General features: G+C 54.8%; 15 protein-coding genes. 3 read left to right on the plus strand and 12 right to left on the minus strand.

From position 1 onward, the window contains the following. Window positions 1-20: 20 nt before the first annotated feature. The 6 genes from WFP70_RS14675 to WFP70_RS14700 all read right to left on the minus strand — a co-directional run bounded on the left by WFP70_RS14675 (window position 21) and on the right by WFP70_RS14700 (window position 4,893). Window positions 21-464, minus strand: coding sequence for a GlcG/HbpS family heme-binding protein (locus tag WFP70_RS14675; RefSeq protein ID WP_337023681.1), 444 nt, complete (start codon window positions 462-464; stop codon window positions 21-23). A gap of 323 nt (window positions 465-787) precedes the next feature. After that, window positions 788-997, minus strand: coding sequence for a hypothetical protein (locus tag WFP70_RS14680; RefSeq protein WP_034823294.1), 210 nt, complete (start codon window positions 995-997; stop codon window positions 788-790). A gap of 184 nt (window positions 998-1,181) precedes the next feature. Further along, on the minus strand, window positions 1,182-2,048 hold the full coding sequence (locus WFP70_RS14685; protein WP_034823295.1) for a helix-turn-helix domain-containing protein: 867 nt from the start codon (window positions 2,046-2,048) through the stop codon (window positions 1,182-1,184). Window positions 2,049-2,304: 256 nt separating this feature from the next. After that, window positions 2,305-2,469 (minus strand): DUF2474 domain-containing protein, encoded by a 165-nt coding sequence (locus tag WFP70_RS14690; protein ID WP_064511324.1) that lies wholly within the window; start codon window positions 2,467-2,469, stop codon window positions 2,305-2,307. Between the two features lies 1 nt (window position 2,470). Further along, window positions 2,471-3,475, minus strand: coding sequence for a cytochrome d ubiquinol oxidase subunit II (cydB, locus tag WFP70_RS14695; protein WP_337023682.1), 1,005 nt, complete (start codon window positions 3,473-3,475; stop codon window positions 2,471-2,473). Window positions 3,476-3,477: 2 nt separating this feature from the next. Then, window positions 3,478-4,893 (minus strand): cytochrome ubiquinol oxidase subunit I, encoded by a 1,416-nt coding sequence (locus WFP70_RS14700; protein WP_337023683.1) that lies wholly within the window; start codon window positions 4,891-4,893, stop codon window positions 3,478-3,480. A gap of 568 nt (window positions 4,894-5,461) precedes the next feature. On the opposite strand from WFP70_RS14700, the gene yghX reads away from it, so the two are divergent. Next, window positions 5,462-6,352: a YghX family hydrolase gene (gene yghX / locus WFP70_RS14705; RefSeq protein ID WP_337023684.1), complete on the plus strand. Its 891-nt coding sequence runs from the start codon at window positions 5,462-5,464 to the stop codon at window positions 6,350-6,352. A 62-nt stretch (window positions 6,353-6,414) separates the two neighbouring features. Here the strand turns inward: yghX and WFP70_RS14710 are convergent, their stop codons facing one another. The 5 genes from WFP70_RS14710 to WFP70_RS14730 all read right to left on the minus strand — a co-directional run bounded on the left by WFP70_RS14710 (window position 6,415) and on the right by WFP70_RS14730 (window position 12,006). Then, window positions 6,415-7,545, minus strand: coding sequence for a mandelate racemase/muconate lactonizing enzyme family protein (locus WFP70_RS14710; protein ID WP_160833027.1), 1,131 nt, complete (start codon window positions 7,543-7,545; stop codon window positions 6,415-6,417). Further along, window positions 7,542-9,317 (minus strand): alkaline phosphatase family protein, encoded by a 1,776-nt coding sequence (locus WFP70_RS14715; protein WP_337023685.1) that lies wholly within the window; start codon window positions 9,315-9,317, stop codon window positions 7,542-7,544. Before WFP70_RS14715 ends, WFP70_RS14710 begins: the two co-directional genes overlap by 4 nt. Before the next feature lie 11 nt (window positions 9,318-9,328). Continuing rightward, window positions 9,329-10,024, minus strand: a complete 696-nt coding sequence (locus WFP70_RS14720; RefSeq protein ID WP_337023686.1) for a GntR family transcriptional regulator — start codon at window positions 10,022-10,024, stop codon at window positions 9,329-9,331. Then, complete coding sequence (locus WFP70_RS14725; RefSeq protein WP_337023687.1) at window positions 10,024-11,376, minus strand: MFS transporter; 1,353 nt, start codon at window positions 11,374-11,376, stop codon at window positions 10,024-10,026. Before WFP70_RS14725 ends, WFP70_RS14720 begins: the two co-directional genes overlap by 1 nt. A gap of 258 nt (window positions 11,377-11,634) precedes the next feature. Then, on the minus strand, window positions 11,635-12,006 hold the full coding sequence (locus tag WFP70_RS14730; RefSeq protein ID WP_034823303.1) for a winged helix-turn-helix transcriptional regulator: 372 nt from the start codon (window positions 12,004-12,006) through the stop codon (window positions 11,635-11,637). Between the two features lie 101 nt (window positions 12,007-12,107). Between WFP70_RS14730 and WFP70_RS14735 the strand changes: the two genes are divergently transcribed. Continuing rightward, the gene (locus tag WFP70_RS14735) at window positions 12,108-12,962 is read left to right on the plus strand and encodes an SDR family oxidoreductase (protein ID WP_337023688.1); all 855 of its coding nucleotides are present in this window, start codon (window positions 12,108-12,110) and stop codon (window positions 12,960-12,962) included. A 57-nt stretch (window positions 12,963-13,019) separates the two neighbouring features. Here the strand turns inward: WFP70_RS14735 and WFP70_RS14740 are convergent, their stop codons facing one another. After that, on the minus strand, window positions 13,020-13,211 hold the full coding sequence (locus WFP70_RS14740; protein WP_337023689.1) for a hypothetical protein: 192 nt from the start codon (window positions 13,209-13,211) through the stop codon (window positions 13,020-13,022). A 68-nt stretch (window positions 13,212-13,279) separates the two neighbouring features. Here WFP70_RS14740 and treF point away from each other — a divergent pair, with 68 nt between their 5' ends. Next, complete coding sequence (treF, locus tag WFP70_RS14745) at window positions 13,280-14,938, plus strand: alpha,alpha-trehalase TreF (RefSeq protein WP_052127430.1); 1,659 nt, start codon at window positions 13,280-13,282, stop codon at window positions 14,936-14,938. The last annotated feature ends 128 nt before the right edge of the window (window positions 14,939-15,066 follow it).

The following is a 15,066-nucleotide window of genomic DNA, read 5'->3' on the forward strand; positions in this document are numbered from 1 at the left end:
GTCCCTGCCAATCGGTGTATTTAAAGGATTGCCAGTGCTTCGGCGGCCATTTCCGCGACCTGTGAGTCGTTAGCGCCGTGCGCCCCGCTCACGCCAACCGCGCCAATCACTTCGCCGTTAAGCCATAAAGGAATACCGCCTTCCAGCGGGGTGACGCCGGGCGTGGCCAGAAAACTCGGGCTGCCAGCGTTGATGAAGGTCTCAAATTCTTTTGACGGTGCACGCAGCAGTACTGCCGTGCGCGCTTTGCCCAGCGCCACCGTCGGGCTGATGCCAATCGCCTTGTCGCTGCGATCCAGGCTCACTAACTCGCCCGCTCGATCCACCACGGCCACACTGATATGCCAGCCAAATTCTGCTGCGGCCTCGAATGCGGCGTTAATCACCACGCGAGCAGCTGCCAAAGAGATGGTGTGACAAGGGTTTGCCAGCGCACTGCTGGCCGATGCTGATTGTTTATCCATAATTTTGCCCCGTACCGGACGTCAGAAGTCCGCGCATGAATCAAACGTTATCGAAAATCATTCTCATCTGACGTCAGGCAGAATAGCTATGATATATCTTCGTTGCAATGCCGAAAAATGCTATTGGGAAAAGTTGCAGAATTTTCGGTGTGGCTTGGCAGGCATTAACGCTGAAGGGGTTTCAGGAGAGCACCGCAGCGAGTTCTCCCGCACAGGGAATTGAGTTCGACTAGCGGACAACAGCAAGCAACGATCGCGCCGCAACAAACGTGCGGCGTGTCATCGATATTAACGGAGTAAAGCGCGGTAAAACGGAGGTGAAATCAGGCCTGATGGTTACTGCAGTTGACGAAGCTATTGTCATCCTGGCTGTGCTGCGGCAGCGGGTTATCACCCACAATTTCATGCTGCTGGCAGTGAGTCTGATGAGGATGCAGGCCGCCCGGCGGAGAGAAAGGCTCAGCCATCTGTGCACTTGCCAGCGAGGAAAACGCCACAAGCGCTGTCATGAGGAACAACGGTAAAAGTCGCATAATTTTTTCTTTTTCACTTTAGCGGTCCAGAGCGGACCAGGAATGCAGGTGATTATCCAGCCTGATGTGTGGCGGCTGGTGTTTTACGCGGCCAATCAGGTTTCAATGAAGGATTTTACGCCAGTTACGGCGAATATTTTATAAAATCGTGCGGTTAGTCACAGATAACCGCACGATTTATGCATTAGCAGGTGGAGACCGGAATGTAGAAAGTGCCCTGCAGCAAATCGGGCGTGCTGTATTTCAGATCCAGCTTGAGCAGGTCTTTACCGGCCCGGCGCGCCACACCCAGTGCAGGCAAGTGGTTGTAGTAAATCTCGGCGGTAAACGCGTTGATCTCTTCCGGCGTACCGTGCCAGTCAATTTCCGCATATAAACCACTCTCGCCGGTCCAGTTCTGCACATTACGCGGCAGCACATCGGCATACTGACTCTCCAGTGCCTGGAACAAGCTAATGTGCTGCTGATCGGCAGAATTCACTCCCGGACTGAACTGGAAGCCCAGCCAGCCACGGCTGACATGTTTACCGGCAAAGCGGACAAAATCGCGGGTATGCTGCGCGACCACCTGATTATGATGATCGATGTACTCGCCAAAGCGGCACTCCCACTCAATCACTTCACCACACAGCTGCAACTCCGGCTTCTCGGCCAGACGCGCGTTGACCCACGAACGCTGCGTGGAAATACGACTGTGGAAATCCTTCATCAGCATGTCCGGGATGCGACGATAGGCGCCGGGCGTCATGGAGAAGTGGCTTTTGAATACCCTCGTGAAATTCTGCTGGTTATCGAAGCCAAAGCGCACGGCAATATCAATGAGCGGCATGCTGGTCAAACGCAGCGCCATCGCTGACATGGTCAGGCGACGCTTGCGCGTATACGAGGCCAGCGTTTGGCCGGTCATCTCTTTGAACATGCGCTGCATGTGCCACTTGGAGTAACCAGATTTCAGGGTAATCAGATCGATATTGAGCTCATCGGTCAGATTCGCCTCTATCCAGTCCACCAGATCGTTGATGTACTGTTTTTTAAGATTCAGGCTGAGCATGATTTTTTCAATCGAGTGATAAGTGTGAAGGTAATGAATTTGCGCGATTAGTCACATAAATATAACAAAAACGTATTACTTACGTAAGGAAGAGTAAAGGCAGCGAGGCGGGAACAGCATTAATTGCTTAGGTTACTAACGTTTTAGGGTCAATTTTTGCACTGCGATAATGTGAATAAGGTCGCTATTACCAGCGACCTTCACGCAATTTTTGTAACGGGGCGCACACTGTTGCGAAACCGGTCTCTGTGAAGACTCAGTGCGTATGCATGCCTGCCGCGTTCATCATCATACGAAACAGTGATGCCACCACACCCAGTGCCAGCACGCTTGCGCCATAAATAATGACCAGCCACATCACCCGCTTCCACCATGGCGACGGCGTTACCCTGTCTTTCATCTTGCTGACCTGGATTGGCATATCAATGGTACCCCTCATCGGCTTTGATTTTTCCGCGGAACACGTAGTAACTCCAGAAGGTGTAACCCAGAATCACCGGAATAATCAGTAAAGCGCCCACCAACATAAACGCCTGGCTACTGGCCGGAGATGCGGCCTGCCAGATAGTGATCGACGGCGGTACGATGTTTGGCCAGATACTGATACCCAGACCGGAGAAACCGAGGAAAATCAGCGCCAGCGTCAAAAGAAACGGTGAGTAATGCGCCTCACGCTTGATGGCGCGCACAACCCCCCACGAGCACAGCACCACCAGTAGCGGAACCGGCAGGAACCAGAACAGGTTGGGACGTGAGAACCAGCGTTGCGCGATATCCGCGTGGGTGAGCGGCGTCCAGACACTGATAATGCCAACCACCAACAGCAACGTCAGGGTGAGCGGTGTGGCCAGCGCTGACATTTTGCGGTGCAGGTCGTGCTCAGTTTTCATAATCAGCCAGGTGCAGCCCAGCAGTGCATAAGCAATCACTAAGCCAACACCGCAGAACAGCGGGAACGGCGCCAGCCAACTCATTGCTGAACCGACATATTCACGGCCTGATACCGGGAAGCCATTAAGAATGGCGCCCACGGCCACGCCCTGACTAAAGGTCGCCAGCAGCGATCCGGCGATGAACGATTTATCCCAAAACGGACGATGCTCTTCGGTAGCTTTAAAGCGGAACTCAAACGCCACGCCGCGAAAAATCAAACCGATGAGCATCGCGGTTAATGGGATCGATAGCGCATCCAGCAGCACCGAATAGGCCAGCGGGAATGCGCCATACAGCGCTGCGCCCCCTAGCACTAGCCAGGTTTCATTACCATCCCACACTGGCGCCACAGTGTTGACCATCATGTCGCGCTCGATCGGATCTTTGTTGAACGGCAGCAACAGTCCAATACCCAAATCGAAGCCATCCATCACGATATACATCAGGGTACCAAACACGATGATGGCGAACCAAATGATAGAAAAGTCGATCATAATTATTGCTCCCCACGTTTATGGGTATTGGCCGCAGATAGCGGACGAGCCGGAGTGTGTTGCTCGCCCGGGCCACCGTGCGCCACTTCTCTACCTTCACCGGTCACTGGACCTTGTTTAATCAGGCGCATCATGTAGTGATAGCCGACACCAAACACCGAGCAGTAGACCACGATGAACGCCATCAGGCTGATGCTCATATGCAGATTGCCATGGGCGGAGACCGCATCAATGGTGCGCTGCACGCCATATACTACCCACGGCTGGCGACCCATTTCGGTGGTGATCCATCCCGCCAGAATGGCGATCAGTCCCGATGGCCCCATCAGCAAACAGAACCACAAAAACGGCCGCGACTGATACAGGCGCTTCTTCACCCGCAGCCACAGGCTGATCACTCCCATACCGATCATCAACAAACCGAGCGCTACCATCACGCGGAACGACCAGAAAATCACGGTGGAGTTTGGGCGATCCTCTTTCGGGAAGGTTTTCAGTGCCGGGATCTGCTTCTCGAGGCTGTGCGTCAGAATCAGGCTACCGAGATAGGGAATCTCCAGCGCATATTTGGTGCGCTCCTGCTCCATATCCGGCACACCGAACAGAATCAGTGGCGTGGCTTCACCCGGCTTGTTTTCCCAGTGCCCTTCTATCGCCGCGATTTTGGCTGGCTGATATTCCAGCGTGTTCAGGCCATGCGCATCGCCGAGAAACGCCTGAATCGGTGAGACGATCAGTGCCATCCACAGCGCCATCGAAAACATCTTGCGCACGGCTGGGTTGTCATTGCCTCGCAGCAGATGCCAGGCCGCAGAAGCGCCGACAAAGAAGGCACTGGCGAGGAAAGCCGCGGTGGACATATGTAGCAATCTGAACGGGAATGACGGGTTAAAAATGATCTTGAGCCAGTCCTCCGGCACCACAACGCCGTTTTCGATGATGTAACCCTGTGGGGTGTGCATCCAGCTGTTACTGGCCAGAATCCAGAAGGTCGAGAAGATGGTGCCTAACGCCACCATGCAGGTGGCGAAGAAGTGCAGACCAGGACCGACGCGATTCCAGCCAAACAGCATCACACCGAGGAAACCCGCTTCCAGGAAGAAGGCGGTTAACACTTCATAGGTGAGCAGTGGCCCGGTGATACTGCCGGCAAACTGCGAGAAACCACTCCAGTTAGTGCCGAACTGATAGGCCATTACCAGCCCGGAGACCACACCCATACCGAAGTTAACGGCAAAGGCTTTGGACCAAAAATGATAGAGATCGCGATAGGTCTCGTTGCGGGTTTTCAGCCACATCCCTTCGAGCACCGCCAGGAAACTGGCGAGGCCGATGGTGATGGCTGGAAAAATAATATGGAAGGAGACAGTAAAGGCGAACTGTATCCTTGCCAGGTGAAAGGCATCTAATCCAAACATTGCTTACCTCATTGCCACAAAGTGCACTGGAATTTTTACTTATAATGAACAACAGCGTGCGGGGAGTTATTTCGTCTTATCGAATGAAAGGTCGCACTAATGTAAAGGGAAGGCGCCAGAACGAAAATAAACAGAGGAAGTCTGTAAAACTATAACAGTGTTTTTTGATGGCGATCATTGTCTCAACCAGAGACTAATTGATTGATATGACAGCCACAAGGTTAACAACCATCATTTATTGTGACGATATTGTTATTGACCCATAAGGCAGAACTTCAGCGTTAATAGGTAAGCACTTCATTTGATTATTATTAAATGCAGACAACAGAAAGGTTAATTAGCTTTCTCGCCAAATGGCGTGTCAATAATTCCAGACAATATGGTGTTATCCCGATTGTTAATTAAAATGGCCTGTTTTTAATACCAAACGATATATTTTTCCAGACCTGCACTCAGCGCATCGCGCTCTCTTCACTCTTAACGCTTTGCGGCATAGCGTTTGCAAGCATTAACCCGCTGTGCTTTTTTAGAGCAGCAAAGCCATCGGTTAATCAGCGAAGGAGAGGTTATGACCCGTCTTACCGCACAGGATTTTCCCCAGGAACTGCTTGAGTTATATGACTATTACGCGCACGGCAGGATCAGTAAACGTGAGTTCATCACCCTGGCCGCCAAATTCACCATCGCCGGCATGACCGGTGCCACCCTGCTTACCGCCATGAGCCCCAACTATGCACTGGCGCAGCAAGTTGAATTCACCGACCCTGAGATCAAACCCGAATACATCCACTATCCCTCTCCGCAAGGCCATGGCGAGGTGCGCGGCTATCTGGTGCGTCCAGCCAAGGCAACCGGCAAAGTGGGCGCGGTGGTGGTGGTGCATGAGAATCGCGGACTGAATCCGTACATTGAAGATGTGGCACGTCGCGTGGCCAAAGCCGGATATATCGCGCTGGCACCGGATGGCCTGAGCTCAATGGGCGGTTATCCCGGCAATGATGAAGAGGGTCGTGCGATGCAGGCCAAAGTCGATCCCACTAAGTTGATGAACGACTTTTTTGCTGCCGTCGATTTCCTGATGCACCACGAAGAAGGCACTGGCAAGGTGGGGATCACTGGCTTCTGTTACGGCGGCGGCGTGGCGAATGCTGCTGCAGTGGCCTTCCCGGAACTGGCTTGTGCAGTGCCGTTTTATGGTCGCCAGCCCAAAGCGGAAGACGTGCCGCGCATCAACGCCCCGCTGCTGCTGCACTATGCCGCGCTAGACAAAGGCATCAACGAAGGCTGGCCAGCGTATGAAGAGGCGCTGAAAGCTAACCATAAAACCTATGAAGCCTATATCTATCCCGGCGTGAATCATGGCTTCCACAACGACTCGACCCCGCGTTATGACAAAGCGGCAGCAGGGCTGGCGTGGAGCAGGACGTTGGGGTGGTTTGAGAAATACCTGCACGGATAATGCCAGCACCCGGCGGCGGGACGCGCAACGAGGACGGCCCTGGGGCCGCCCTCTTCTCACGGCTACAGTGCGAAATGTCGCAATGCATCGCGATTGATTTCAATGCCTAATCCCGGCCCGTTCGGGATTTGCACCCACCCTTTTTGCTGCACAATGGGCTCAGCAATGATGGCCTGTCGAATCGGATGCTCGGTTTGATCGAATTCAAGCAGCGGCTGAACCGGCTGTAACGACGTGGGCGTATGCGTGGGCACTGTCGCCATCCATTGTAACGAAGCTGCAATACCAATGCCGCTGCCCCAGACATGCGGATTGACGCGCACACCAAACGCCTGCGCCATATCAGCAATCTTCTTGCACTCTGATAAACCACCGGCCGCACAAATATCGGGTTGGATAATATCCATCGCCTGCTGTGTCAGCACTTCGCGGAAACCATAGCGGGTGAATTCGCACTCGCCACCGGCTACCGGGATATCAATCGCGGCTTTCACTGCACGGTAGCCGGCTAAATCTTCCGGCGGCACTGGCTCTTCAAACCAGCCAATATCCAGCTCTTCCACTTCCCGGCCAAGCCGAATGGCGGCTATCGCATCATAGGCATGATTAGCATCGATCATTAGCGCCGCATCTTCGCCAATGGTGTCGCGAATGGCCCGCGTCACGGCGGCATCCTCACTCACGCCAAATCCCACTTTGAGCTTCATTGCCTGGAATCCCTGCTCTATGTAACCCGCCGCTTCTTCGCACAAATAGTGCAGCGGATCCCCACTGTCACGCCGATACAATCCGGTGGCGTAAGCCTGCACTTCGGTTCGCGTGGCGCCACCTAGCAGTTGATAAGTCGGGACGCCAAAATATTTGCCGCGCAGATCCCACAGCGCGATATCAATGCCGCTCAATCCCTGAATCACCACGCCTTTTTGGCCGTGGTCGCGCAGTCTGGCGTAAAGTTCCTGCCAGAGAAACTCGCTGCGCAATGCATCTTCGCCAATCAACATCTGCCCGAGCTCCTCCACCACCGCTTTGGTGATGCGCGCCGGACCGTAGCACTCTCCCCAGCCAACCAGCCCCTGATCGGTCACGATCTCCACCAGCATCGCGGTGCGGGTATCATAACGGGCACGTGAATAGGCGAACGGTTGGCTAAGTTTGGCACTTAGCAGGTGCGTGTTAACCGCGGTGATTTTCATGATTGTGGCTCCTGCGGGGTGTCAAAAATTTCACTCATGATGCGTCCATCGAGATCGCGTGTGTCAAGGCCAAGCCAGTGCGCCAGCGTTGCCGCCGGATCGGTCATGCGGTAAGGCCCTCGCTGCTGGCGCGGATGGTAGTAACCTTGTCGAATGCCTTTGCCCCATGCCAGCATCACGCCATAGTTGGAGCCAAGCGCGGTTTCTGCGGTGGGTTTCTGCGGGCCATGATTTGCGCCTGGCTCCTCTACAGCACAAATATCTTCACCCATCTGGCTAACGCCCCAGACGAAACCGGTGTTGTAGGCAAAGACAATGTCGCCTGCGCAGTCGCCCCAGAATCCCAGAGCCACTGCATCGTCACGTCGCAGCGCGATACTCACCGCGTTACGCACGCCATCGCCCTCCTGCACCTGCCAGCCGCTCAATGCCTGCAGGGTTCGCGCACAGAGATCGTCAACCTGCGCTGGTGCAACGACGTCATGATTCACGAAGATTTCCAAACCACCGCGCTCTGCTTTGAGATAGAGCGGCGAACGGGCCATATCCGGCAAACCTTGCGCGTCCAGCACGGCCAGCGCCTGCTTTTGCAGATAACGATAGATGTCGCACATATAACTGTTGGGCACAGCCCCGTGATCGGAGGCGAGCATCACCAGCGTTTCCTCGTCCGTTTCATCCAGTAAGCGGCCAATGCTGTGATCAAGGATTTGGTAACTGCGACGCATCACCGCGTCGTATTGCTCTGCCTGCTGTGCATCAAAGAACGGGGAATCCGGATCGGTCTGCCCAAGGCAGTTGTGGTGTGACTCGTCCACCAGTCGGTGCACCGTGGCCCACAATGCAAACCCCTGCCGTTGCGTTAATTCCAGCGCGCTATCCACCAGCCACTGTGACTGCTCATCTCCCTCCTGCCAGGTTGCCGCCAGATAAGGGGTATGTGGCGCCGCTTTTGCCACCCATTTGCTGAAGAAAGGTGTTTGCTGCTGTAAATAACGCGCATCACTGCTCAGGGCATTGGCACGCGTTACCTGGCTTTGCAAAATTTCGATATTGCCCTGCGTGTCGCATTCACCGCAGTAAAAACGCACGCTGCCAGGAATGTCATAAGCGGCAAGCGACAGCCAGGCAGACCACTCTCCGATCGGCAGGACAACCCGCTTTTCACCGAGCAGCAGGGAGGGCTGTCCCTGCTCAACCTGCAGCGTTAACGCCAGCTCATCACCCTGCCCGCCGCGTAACCACAGGACATAACCCTCTTCGCTCACCTCAAGCGCCTGCCACGCGCCTTTATTGTGATACGCCAGCGCACTTTTCGGTGGCCAGCCCAGCGTTTGTTGCTTTGCACCGCCCTGGCCTAAACGCTCGGCGAGACGCGTGGTGTGCCCCATCGGACGGAATATCTCGCCCGGCCACGCCTGCGCACGTCCCCAATAGGGCGCAAAGCTGAAGTGGTCGCCATCGGCTTTGACGCTTTCCGGAAAATGCACCAGTGCCGCACGCTGTCCAGCCTCTTGCAGGGTTGCCAGCAAGTTGTGGCTTTGCTGATTGTCGGGCGGCAATCCCTGGCCAATCCAGCTGGTGCCGGGACTCTGCCCGGTCAGAAAGGTCACCCAGTTCACATCGCCCCATGCCGAGATAAAGGGCAGCAACTCCGCTGCAGAACCCTGCTGTAACATGCGGGCAATGTGGGGCAGCGCGCCCTGTGCCACATAGCGTTGCAGCAGCGGCATGGTCAGGCCGTCAACGCCAAAAATAATCGCCTTGCGCATCGTAACTCCTGTCAAAGAGAGGGCGTGAGTCGCACGCCGGGAGAGGGGAAGCCGGGCTGCTGCATCAGCCCTTCCAGAATACTTTGCAGGCTACTGCGGATGTGTAGTCGCATCGCCTGTTCGGCCGCATCGGCATCGCGCGACTGCATGGCCGCTAAAATCTGACAATGCTCGAGCCAGGATTGCCATTTACGGCCTGGCAGATTCATCGCGATAACGTGAAACAGCTGAAGACGATCCAGATAAAGCGTCATGATGCTGCTGATATAAGGATTGTCGGCGTGCGCAAAGATCAGCGTATGAATCTCATCACCGGCATCGGTGGCATTCAGTTCATCGTCACGCAGACCTTGCTCCAGCGCGGCCAGCTTATCCGCCATCACCGCCAGCTCATGATCAGGCGTTCGCTGCGTCGCCTGCCGCGTGGCAATCCCTTCCAGTGCCTCACGAATGACAAACAGCTGTTGAATATCCTGCAATTTGATTTCGCTGACGAACCAGCCTTTGCGTGGCGTCAACTCCACAAAGCGTTCCTGCTGCAGGCGATACAGCGCTTCACGTATCGGCGTGCGACTCATGCCCAACTGGTCAATCAATCCCATCTCTGTCAATGAGCTACCCGGAGCCAGCGTCAGTGACAAAATCATCTCTTTGATACGCCGATACGCTATTTCGCTGAACGAAGGCTTGTAGCCAGGACTCTCCATTACGCTTCCTCCCCAACATCCCGCAGTTCAAAACGTTTGATCTTGCCGACCATGAACAGATAGAAAAGGATCACTGCCACCGCATGTGCGATCACGAACCACAACACGCCGTTGAAAGATCCGGTGAGTTGCAGGATGAAGCCGATGATGATCGGCGTGGTGATGCTCGACGCATTGCTGAAGGTGTTAAGCACGCTGCCGGATAAACCTGCGATCTCTTTTGGCGCGGTGTCAGCGTTGACCGTCCAGCCCATGCCGCCTATGCCTTTGCCGAGGAAAGAGGCCGCCATAATCGCGATAACGGAAGTTTCTGAGTCGGTGTAATTACACATTACCATCACGCAACACAGCAGCATGCCGCAGACAATCGGCAGTTTGCGCGCCAGTGACAGCGACATCCCGCGACGAATCAGCACATCTGACAGGAAGCCGCCCATAATGCCGCCAAGGAATCCGCATACTGCCGGAATGGCAGCGACAAACCCCGCTTTCATGATGGTCATGTGCTTTTCCTGCACCAGGTAAACCGGAAACCAGGTGATGAAGAAGAAGCCAATCGCGTTTAAGCAATATTGCGCAAGGTAGATGCCCAGCATCATGCGGCTACTGAGTAGTTGTTTCAGCCAGCTGAGGCGCGGTTTGTGCTTATCGCCATCCATATTCACCAGCGCCCCACCCTGCTGCATATGATCCAACTCAGCCTGGTTCGTCATCGGATGGGACAAGGGGTCGTGCACCAGTTTGCGGAATAGCGGCAGGAAGGCGATGCCGATCAGACCCAGCACGGTAAACACCGAGTGCCAGCCGTAGGTATGTGCCAGCCAGCCCATCAGTGGGGCAAAAAATACGGTGGCACCGTATTGCGCGGAGGCAAAGATCGCCGCCGCCGTGCCGCGCTCAGAAGCCGGGAACCAGGCCGCCACCAGGCGACTGTTCGCCGGAAATGACGGTGATTCCGCCGCACCGACTAAAAATCGCAGACAAAACACCACCACGACCGCCGCCGCGCCAGTGACAAAGCCCGCGAGGCCGGTCATCAGGGTGAACAGCGACCAGAAAAAGATACTCAGGCTGTAGATCAGTTTCGAGCCGTAGCGATCCAGCAACCAACCACCCGGCAATTGGAACAGCACATAGGCCCAGCCGAATGCCGAAAAGATCACGCCCATGTCTACGGCGTTGAGTCCGAGATCTTTTGCCATCCCCGGCCCCGCCAGCGAGATCGAGGCGCGGTCGGCATAGTTAATCAGCGTGACAAAAAACAGCACGGCGACCACCAGCCAGCGCACGTTCGTTCTGCGTGCACTGATCGCCTTATCCAGCGTTATCGATTTAGATTGTCCCTGTGGCATGACGTACCTCATGACGACAGCATTAACCTTTTGGCCGTGGTGTTTTTGGCCCCGTAACGCATCAAATTCAAGTTGGATGCGGATTGTATACAACGTAGATACAGGCTGGAGAGCGCGCCAGCGGGGTTACGGGTAACCGCTGTTTTTTGGTCATAAATTGTGAGAAGGATCGAGAGATTAAGGGGAAGATCAGGAAAAAATGTGATGATGATCGAAGTGAAAAAAGGTCAGGTCAGCGCCGCGCGCCGACCTCGCGATTCAGGCGGATTGCGCATCCTTCACAATGCGGTGCACATTGCTTTCCAGCCAGTCGGCCAGGCCAATCACATGCCCTTCAACTTCACGCCCGAGCGGCGTCAGTCGATACTCCACATGCGGTGGCACCACTTCATAGGCGATGCGTTCGATAAACCCATCTTCTTCCATATAGCGCAGCGTTTGCGCCAGCATGCGTTCACTGACGCCACCAATCTTGCGGCGCAGTTCGCTAAAACGCAGCGTTTCTTCGCGCAGCGCTAATAATACCAATACGCTCCAGCGGCTGGTGATGCGCTTGAGCACGTCGCGTGAAGGGCAATTGACGTTAAGCAGCTCGCCGCGGATAAATTTATTACTCAATTTTTCAGACATTTATGCTGCCTCTTCCAAACTAACAAATCTGTAAGTACTTACTAAAAGTTAGTTTATCCCTTAGGCTGATTTCATTCCAGCTCAAACTGAAGGAGAACATCATGATTGCGATTACCGGTGCCACAGGCCAACTGGGCCGTTTGGTGATTAACGAGTTACTGAAGAAAGTCCCTGCCAGCGAGGTGATTGCGGCAGTGCGTTCACCTGAGAAAGCAGACGATTTGAAAGCGCTGGGCGTGACGTTGCGCACGGCGGATTACAGCAAGCCAGACACGCTGAAAAGCGCATTCAGCGGCGTCGACAAACTGCTGCTGATCTCTTCCAGCGAAGTGGGTCAGCGTGAAGCGCAGCACCAGGCGGTGATTGATGCGGCAAAAGCGGCGGGCGTGAAGTTTATCGCTTACACCAGCCTGTTGCATGCGGACACCACCACGCTGGGTCTGGGCGTAGAGCATCGCGCCACAGAAGCGATGCTTAAGGCCTCAGGCGTGCCCTATGCCCTGCTGCGTAATGGCTGGTACACCGAAAACTATGCCGCCAGTATTGCCCCAGCGCTGGCGCATCACGCCTTTATTGGCGCGGTGGGTGAAGGCCGCATCTCATCGGCCGCTCGCGTGGACTATGCCGCCGCCGCCGCTGAAGTGATCAGCCGTGACGATCAGGCAGGTAAAGTGTATGAGCTCGCTGGTGATGAGAGCTATACGCTGGCCGAGTTCAGCGCCGAGATTGCTAAACAGTCTGGCGAGCAAGTGGATTACATCAATCTGCCCCCTGCTGAGTTTGAGGCAGCATTGAAAGGCGCCGGTTTGCCGGATGCGTTGGCAGAACTGCTGGCGGACTCCGATGCCGGTGCCGCACAAGGCGGGCTGTTTGATGACAGCCGAGCGCTGAGCAAACTGATTGGTCGCCCGACCACGCCTTATGCCGAGGTGATTAAAGCCACACTGGCAAAATAATGCCTGTTCAGGCCAGCCCGAGCTGGCCTGATTCCCGTCTCGTATGCCATCAAATGATCAAAGCCAAACGCGGTATTTAAGCCAAATAATGGCGATTTTCTTATTTACAGATAATTCTGTGCGCTGATTTGAACCAGTATTTAAAACACTGCTTTCACTTCCTGAAATATAGCTTGTTGTAATCGCTGTAAATTCACTAAAAAGCCGGATCAATCGACAAGATTTATTACGTTCATAGATATTTCGCATTGTTGTCTCAGCTATTCAAAGCTCTATAATTTGTGCTTTGAGCAACCAGGCAATTTCAGGAGGCCGCTATTAATACTAACCACCAGCAACGTCAAGCTTTCGGGGAACACGAAGCCCATGCTGATCTGGGGTATCAATACGATCCTCACGAATTTATCCGCGAAGGCATGGAGGATTCTGAGCCGGAACCGGAGCTGATCCAGGGTCTGCCCGCGCCAGATGCGCTCACCCCTGCCGATCGCTACCTTGAACTGTTCGAGCACGTGCAGATGTCGCGCATATTTCCGGATGGAAAAACATTTCCGGACTGCGCGCCAAAATATGATCCGCTGGATATATTAATCCGCTATCGTCGCACTCGTCGCTCGGCCGAATTCGATCTCGAAAAATTCGTGCACGACCATTTTTATTTACCCCAGGTGAATGAAAGCTTTTATGTTTCCAATCCTGATAAATCGCTAACGGAACATATTGACGAGTTGTGGCCGGTGTTAACCAAAATGCCGCAACAGCATTTACCGCACTCATCGCTGCTGCCGCTGCCAAAACCTTATGTGGTGCCGGGTGGGCGTTTTGGTGAGACCTATTATTGGGACTCCTATTTCAGCATGCTTGGCCTCGCAGATGCCGGGCGTGACGATCTGCTGCGCGATATGGCAGACAACTTCGCATGGCTGATCGATAACTACGGTCACGTGCCCAATGGCAATCGCACCTATTATCTCAGCCGCTCACAGCCGCCGGTGTTTGCCCTGATGGTGGAGCTGTTTGAAGAGGATGGGATTCGCGGTGCCAAACGTTATCTCGACCAGCTGATGAAAGAGTATCAGTTCTGGATGGATGGCGCGGGCGAGCTGATGCCACATCAGGCGTATCGCCACGTGGTGCGCATGCCCGATGGCTCGCTGCTCAACCGCTACTGGGATGACCGCGACACCCCGCGCGATGAGTCGTGGATGGAAGACGTGGAAACTGCCAGCAAATCGAGCCGACCGGCTAATGAGGTGTACCGCGATTTGCGTGCCGGTGCCGCATCGGGCTGGGATTACTCCTCGCGCTGGTTGCGCGATCCGCAACGTCTGGCCAGCATTCGCACTACACAGTTTATCCCTGTGGACCTGAATGCGTTTCTCTACAAGCTGGAGCTGATGATCTCCACCCTGTCGCATGCTAAAGGCGAAGAGCTGACGGCGCTGGCGTGGCAGAAGAAAGCCGACACGCGTAAGCAGGCGATTCATCGTTATCTGTGGGATGACACCGCAGGCGTGTACCGTGATTATAACTGGCGCGACGAACGCTTTGGTGCCTTCACGGCAGCGGCTGTGGTGCCGCTGTTCCTCGGCCTGGCCACGCCGGAGCAAGCGCATCTGCAGGCGGTGGCGCTGCGCCAGTTGCTGCTGACGCAGGGCGGTCTGGTGACATCGATGGTAGAGAGCGGTGAACAGTGGGATAAACCCAACGGCTGGGCACCATTACAATGGATGGCGGTAGTGGGTCTGAATCATTACGGCGAAGAGACGCTGGCGACAGAGATTGCCGTTAACTGGCTGACCACGGTGAAGAACTTCTATTCGCTGCATCACAAGCTGGTGGAGAAGTATGACATCAGCGGCGATCGCGCCCGTCCGGGTGGCGGCGGTGAATATCCACTGCAGGATGGATTTGGCTGGACCAACGGTGTGACCCGCAGGCTAATGTCGATGTACGGGCATCTGCTGGCGGATTAAAACAGAAAGGGCGCATCAGGCGTAATGCTTGTCAGTTAAGATCTTAATGGAGGCCGCAGCGGATAACGTTGCGGCTTCTTTTTTACCGCCCTTGGGTAATGCCGCACTCTTCTTTCCGGCAGCACCAG

The organism is Pantoea sp. USMM079, assembly GCF_037153115.1.
GTDB lineage: Bacteria > Pseudomonadota > Gammaproteobacteria > Enterobacterales > Enterobacteriaceae > Pantoea > Pantoea communis.

Excerpts from the sequence above, each read along its gene's own strand:
- WFP70_RS14675 (WP_337023681.1), bottom strand. The coding sequence starts at position 464 with ATGGATAAACAATCAGCATCGGCCAGCAGTGCGCTGGCAAACCCTTGT.
- WFP70_RS14680 (WP_034823294.1), bottom strand. The coding sequence starts at position 997 with ATGCGACTTTTACCGTTGTTCCTCATGACAGCGCTTGTGGCGTTTTCC.
- WFP70_RS14685 (WP_034823295.1), bottom strand. The coding sequence starts at position 2,048 with ATGCTCAGCCTGAATCTTAAAAAACAGTACATCAACGATCTGGTGGAC.
- WFP70_RS14690 (WP_064511324.1), bottom strand. The coding sequence starts at position 2,469 with ATGCCAATCCAGGTCAGCAAGATGAAAGACAGGGTAACGCCGTCGCCA.
- cydB (WP_337023682.1), bottom strand. The coding sequence starts at position 3,475 with ATGATCGACTTTTCTATCATTTGGTTCGCCATCATCGTGTTTGGTACC.
- WFP70_RS14700 (WP_337023683.1), bottom strand. The coding sequence starts at position 4,893 with ATGTTTGGATTAGATGCCTTTCACCTGGCAAGGATACAGTTCGCCTTT.
- yghX (WP_337023684.1), top strand. The coding sequence starts at position 5,462 with ATGACCCGTCTTACCGCACAGGATTTTCCCCAGGAACTGCTTGAGTTA.
- WFP70_RS14710 (WP_160833027.1), bottom strand. The coding sequence starts at position 7,545 with ATGAAAATCACCGCGGTTAACACGCACCTGCTAAGTGCCAAACTTAGC.
- WFP70_RS14715 (WP_337023685.1), bottom strand. The coding sequence starts at position 9,317 with ATGCGCAAGGCGATTATTTTTGGCGTTGACGGCCTGACCATGCCGCTG.
- WFP70_RS14720 (WP_337023686.1), bottom strand. The coding sequence starts at position 10,024 with ATGGAGAGTCCTGGCTACAAGCCTTCGTTCAGCGAAATAGCGTATCGG.
- WFP70_RS14725 (WP_337023687.1), bottom strand. The coding sequence starts at position 11,376 with ATGCCACAGGGACAATCTAAATCGATAACGCTGGATAAGGCGATCAGT.
- WFP70_RS14730 (WP_034823303.1), bottom strand. The coding sequence starts at position 12,006 with ATGTCTGAAAAATTGAGTAATAAATTTATCCGCGGCGAGCTGCTTAAC.
- WFP70_RS14735 (WP_337023688.1), top strand. The coding sequence starts at position 12,108 with ATGATTGCGATTACCGGTGCCACAGGCCAACTGGGCCGTTTGGTGATT.
- WFP70_RS14740 (WP_337023689.1), bottom strand. The coding sequence starts at position 13,211 with ATGCGAAATATCTATGAACGTAATAAATCTTGTCGATTGATCCGGCTT.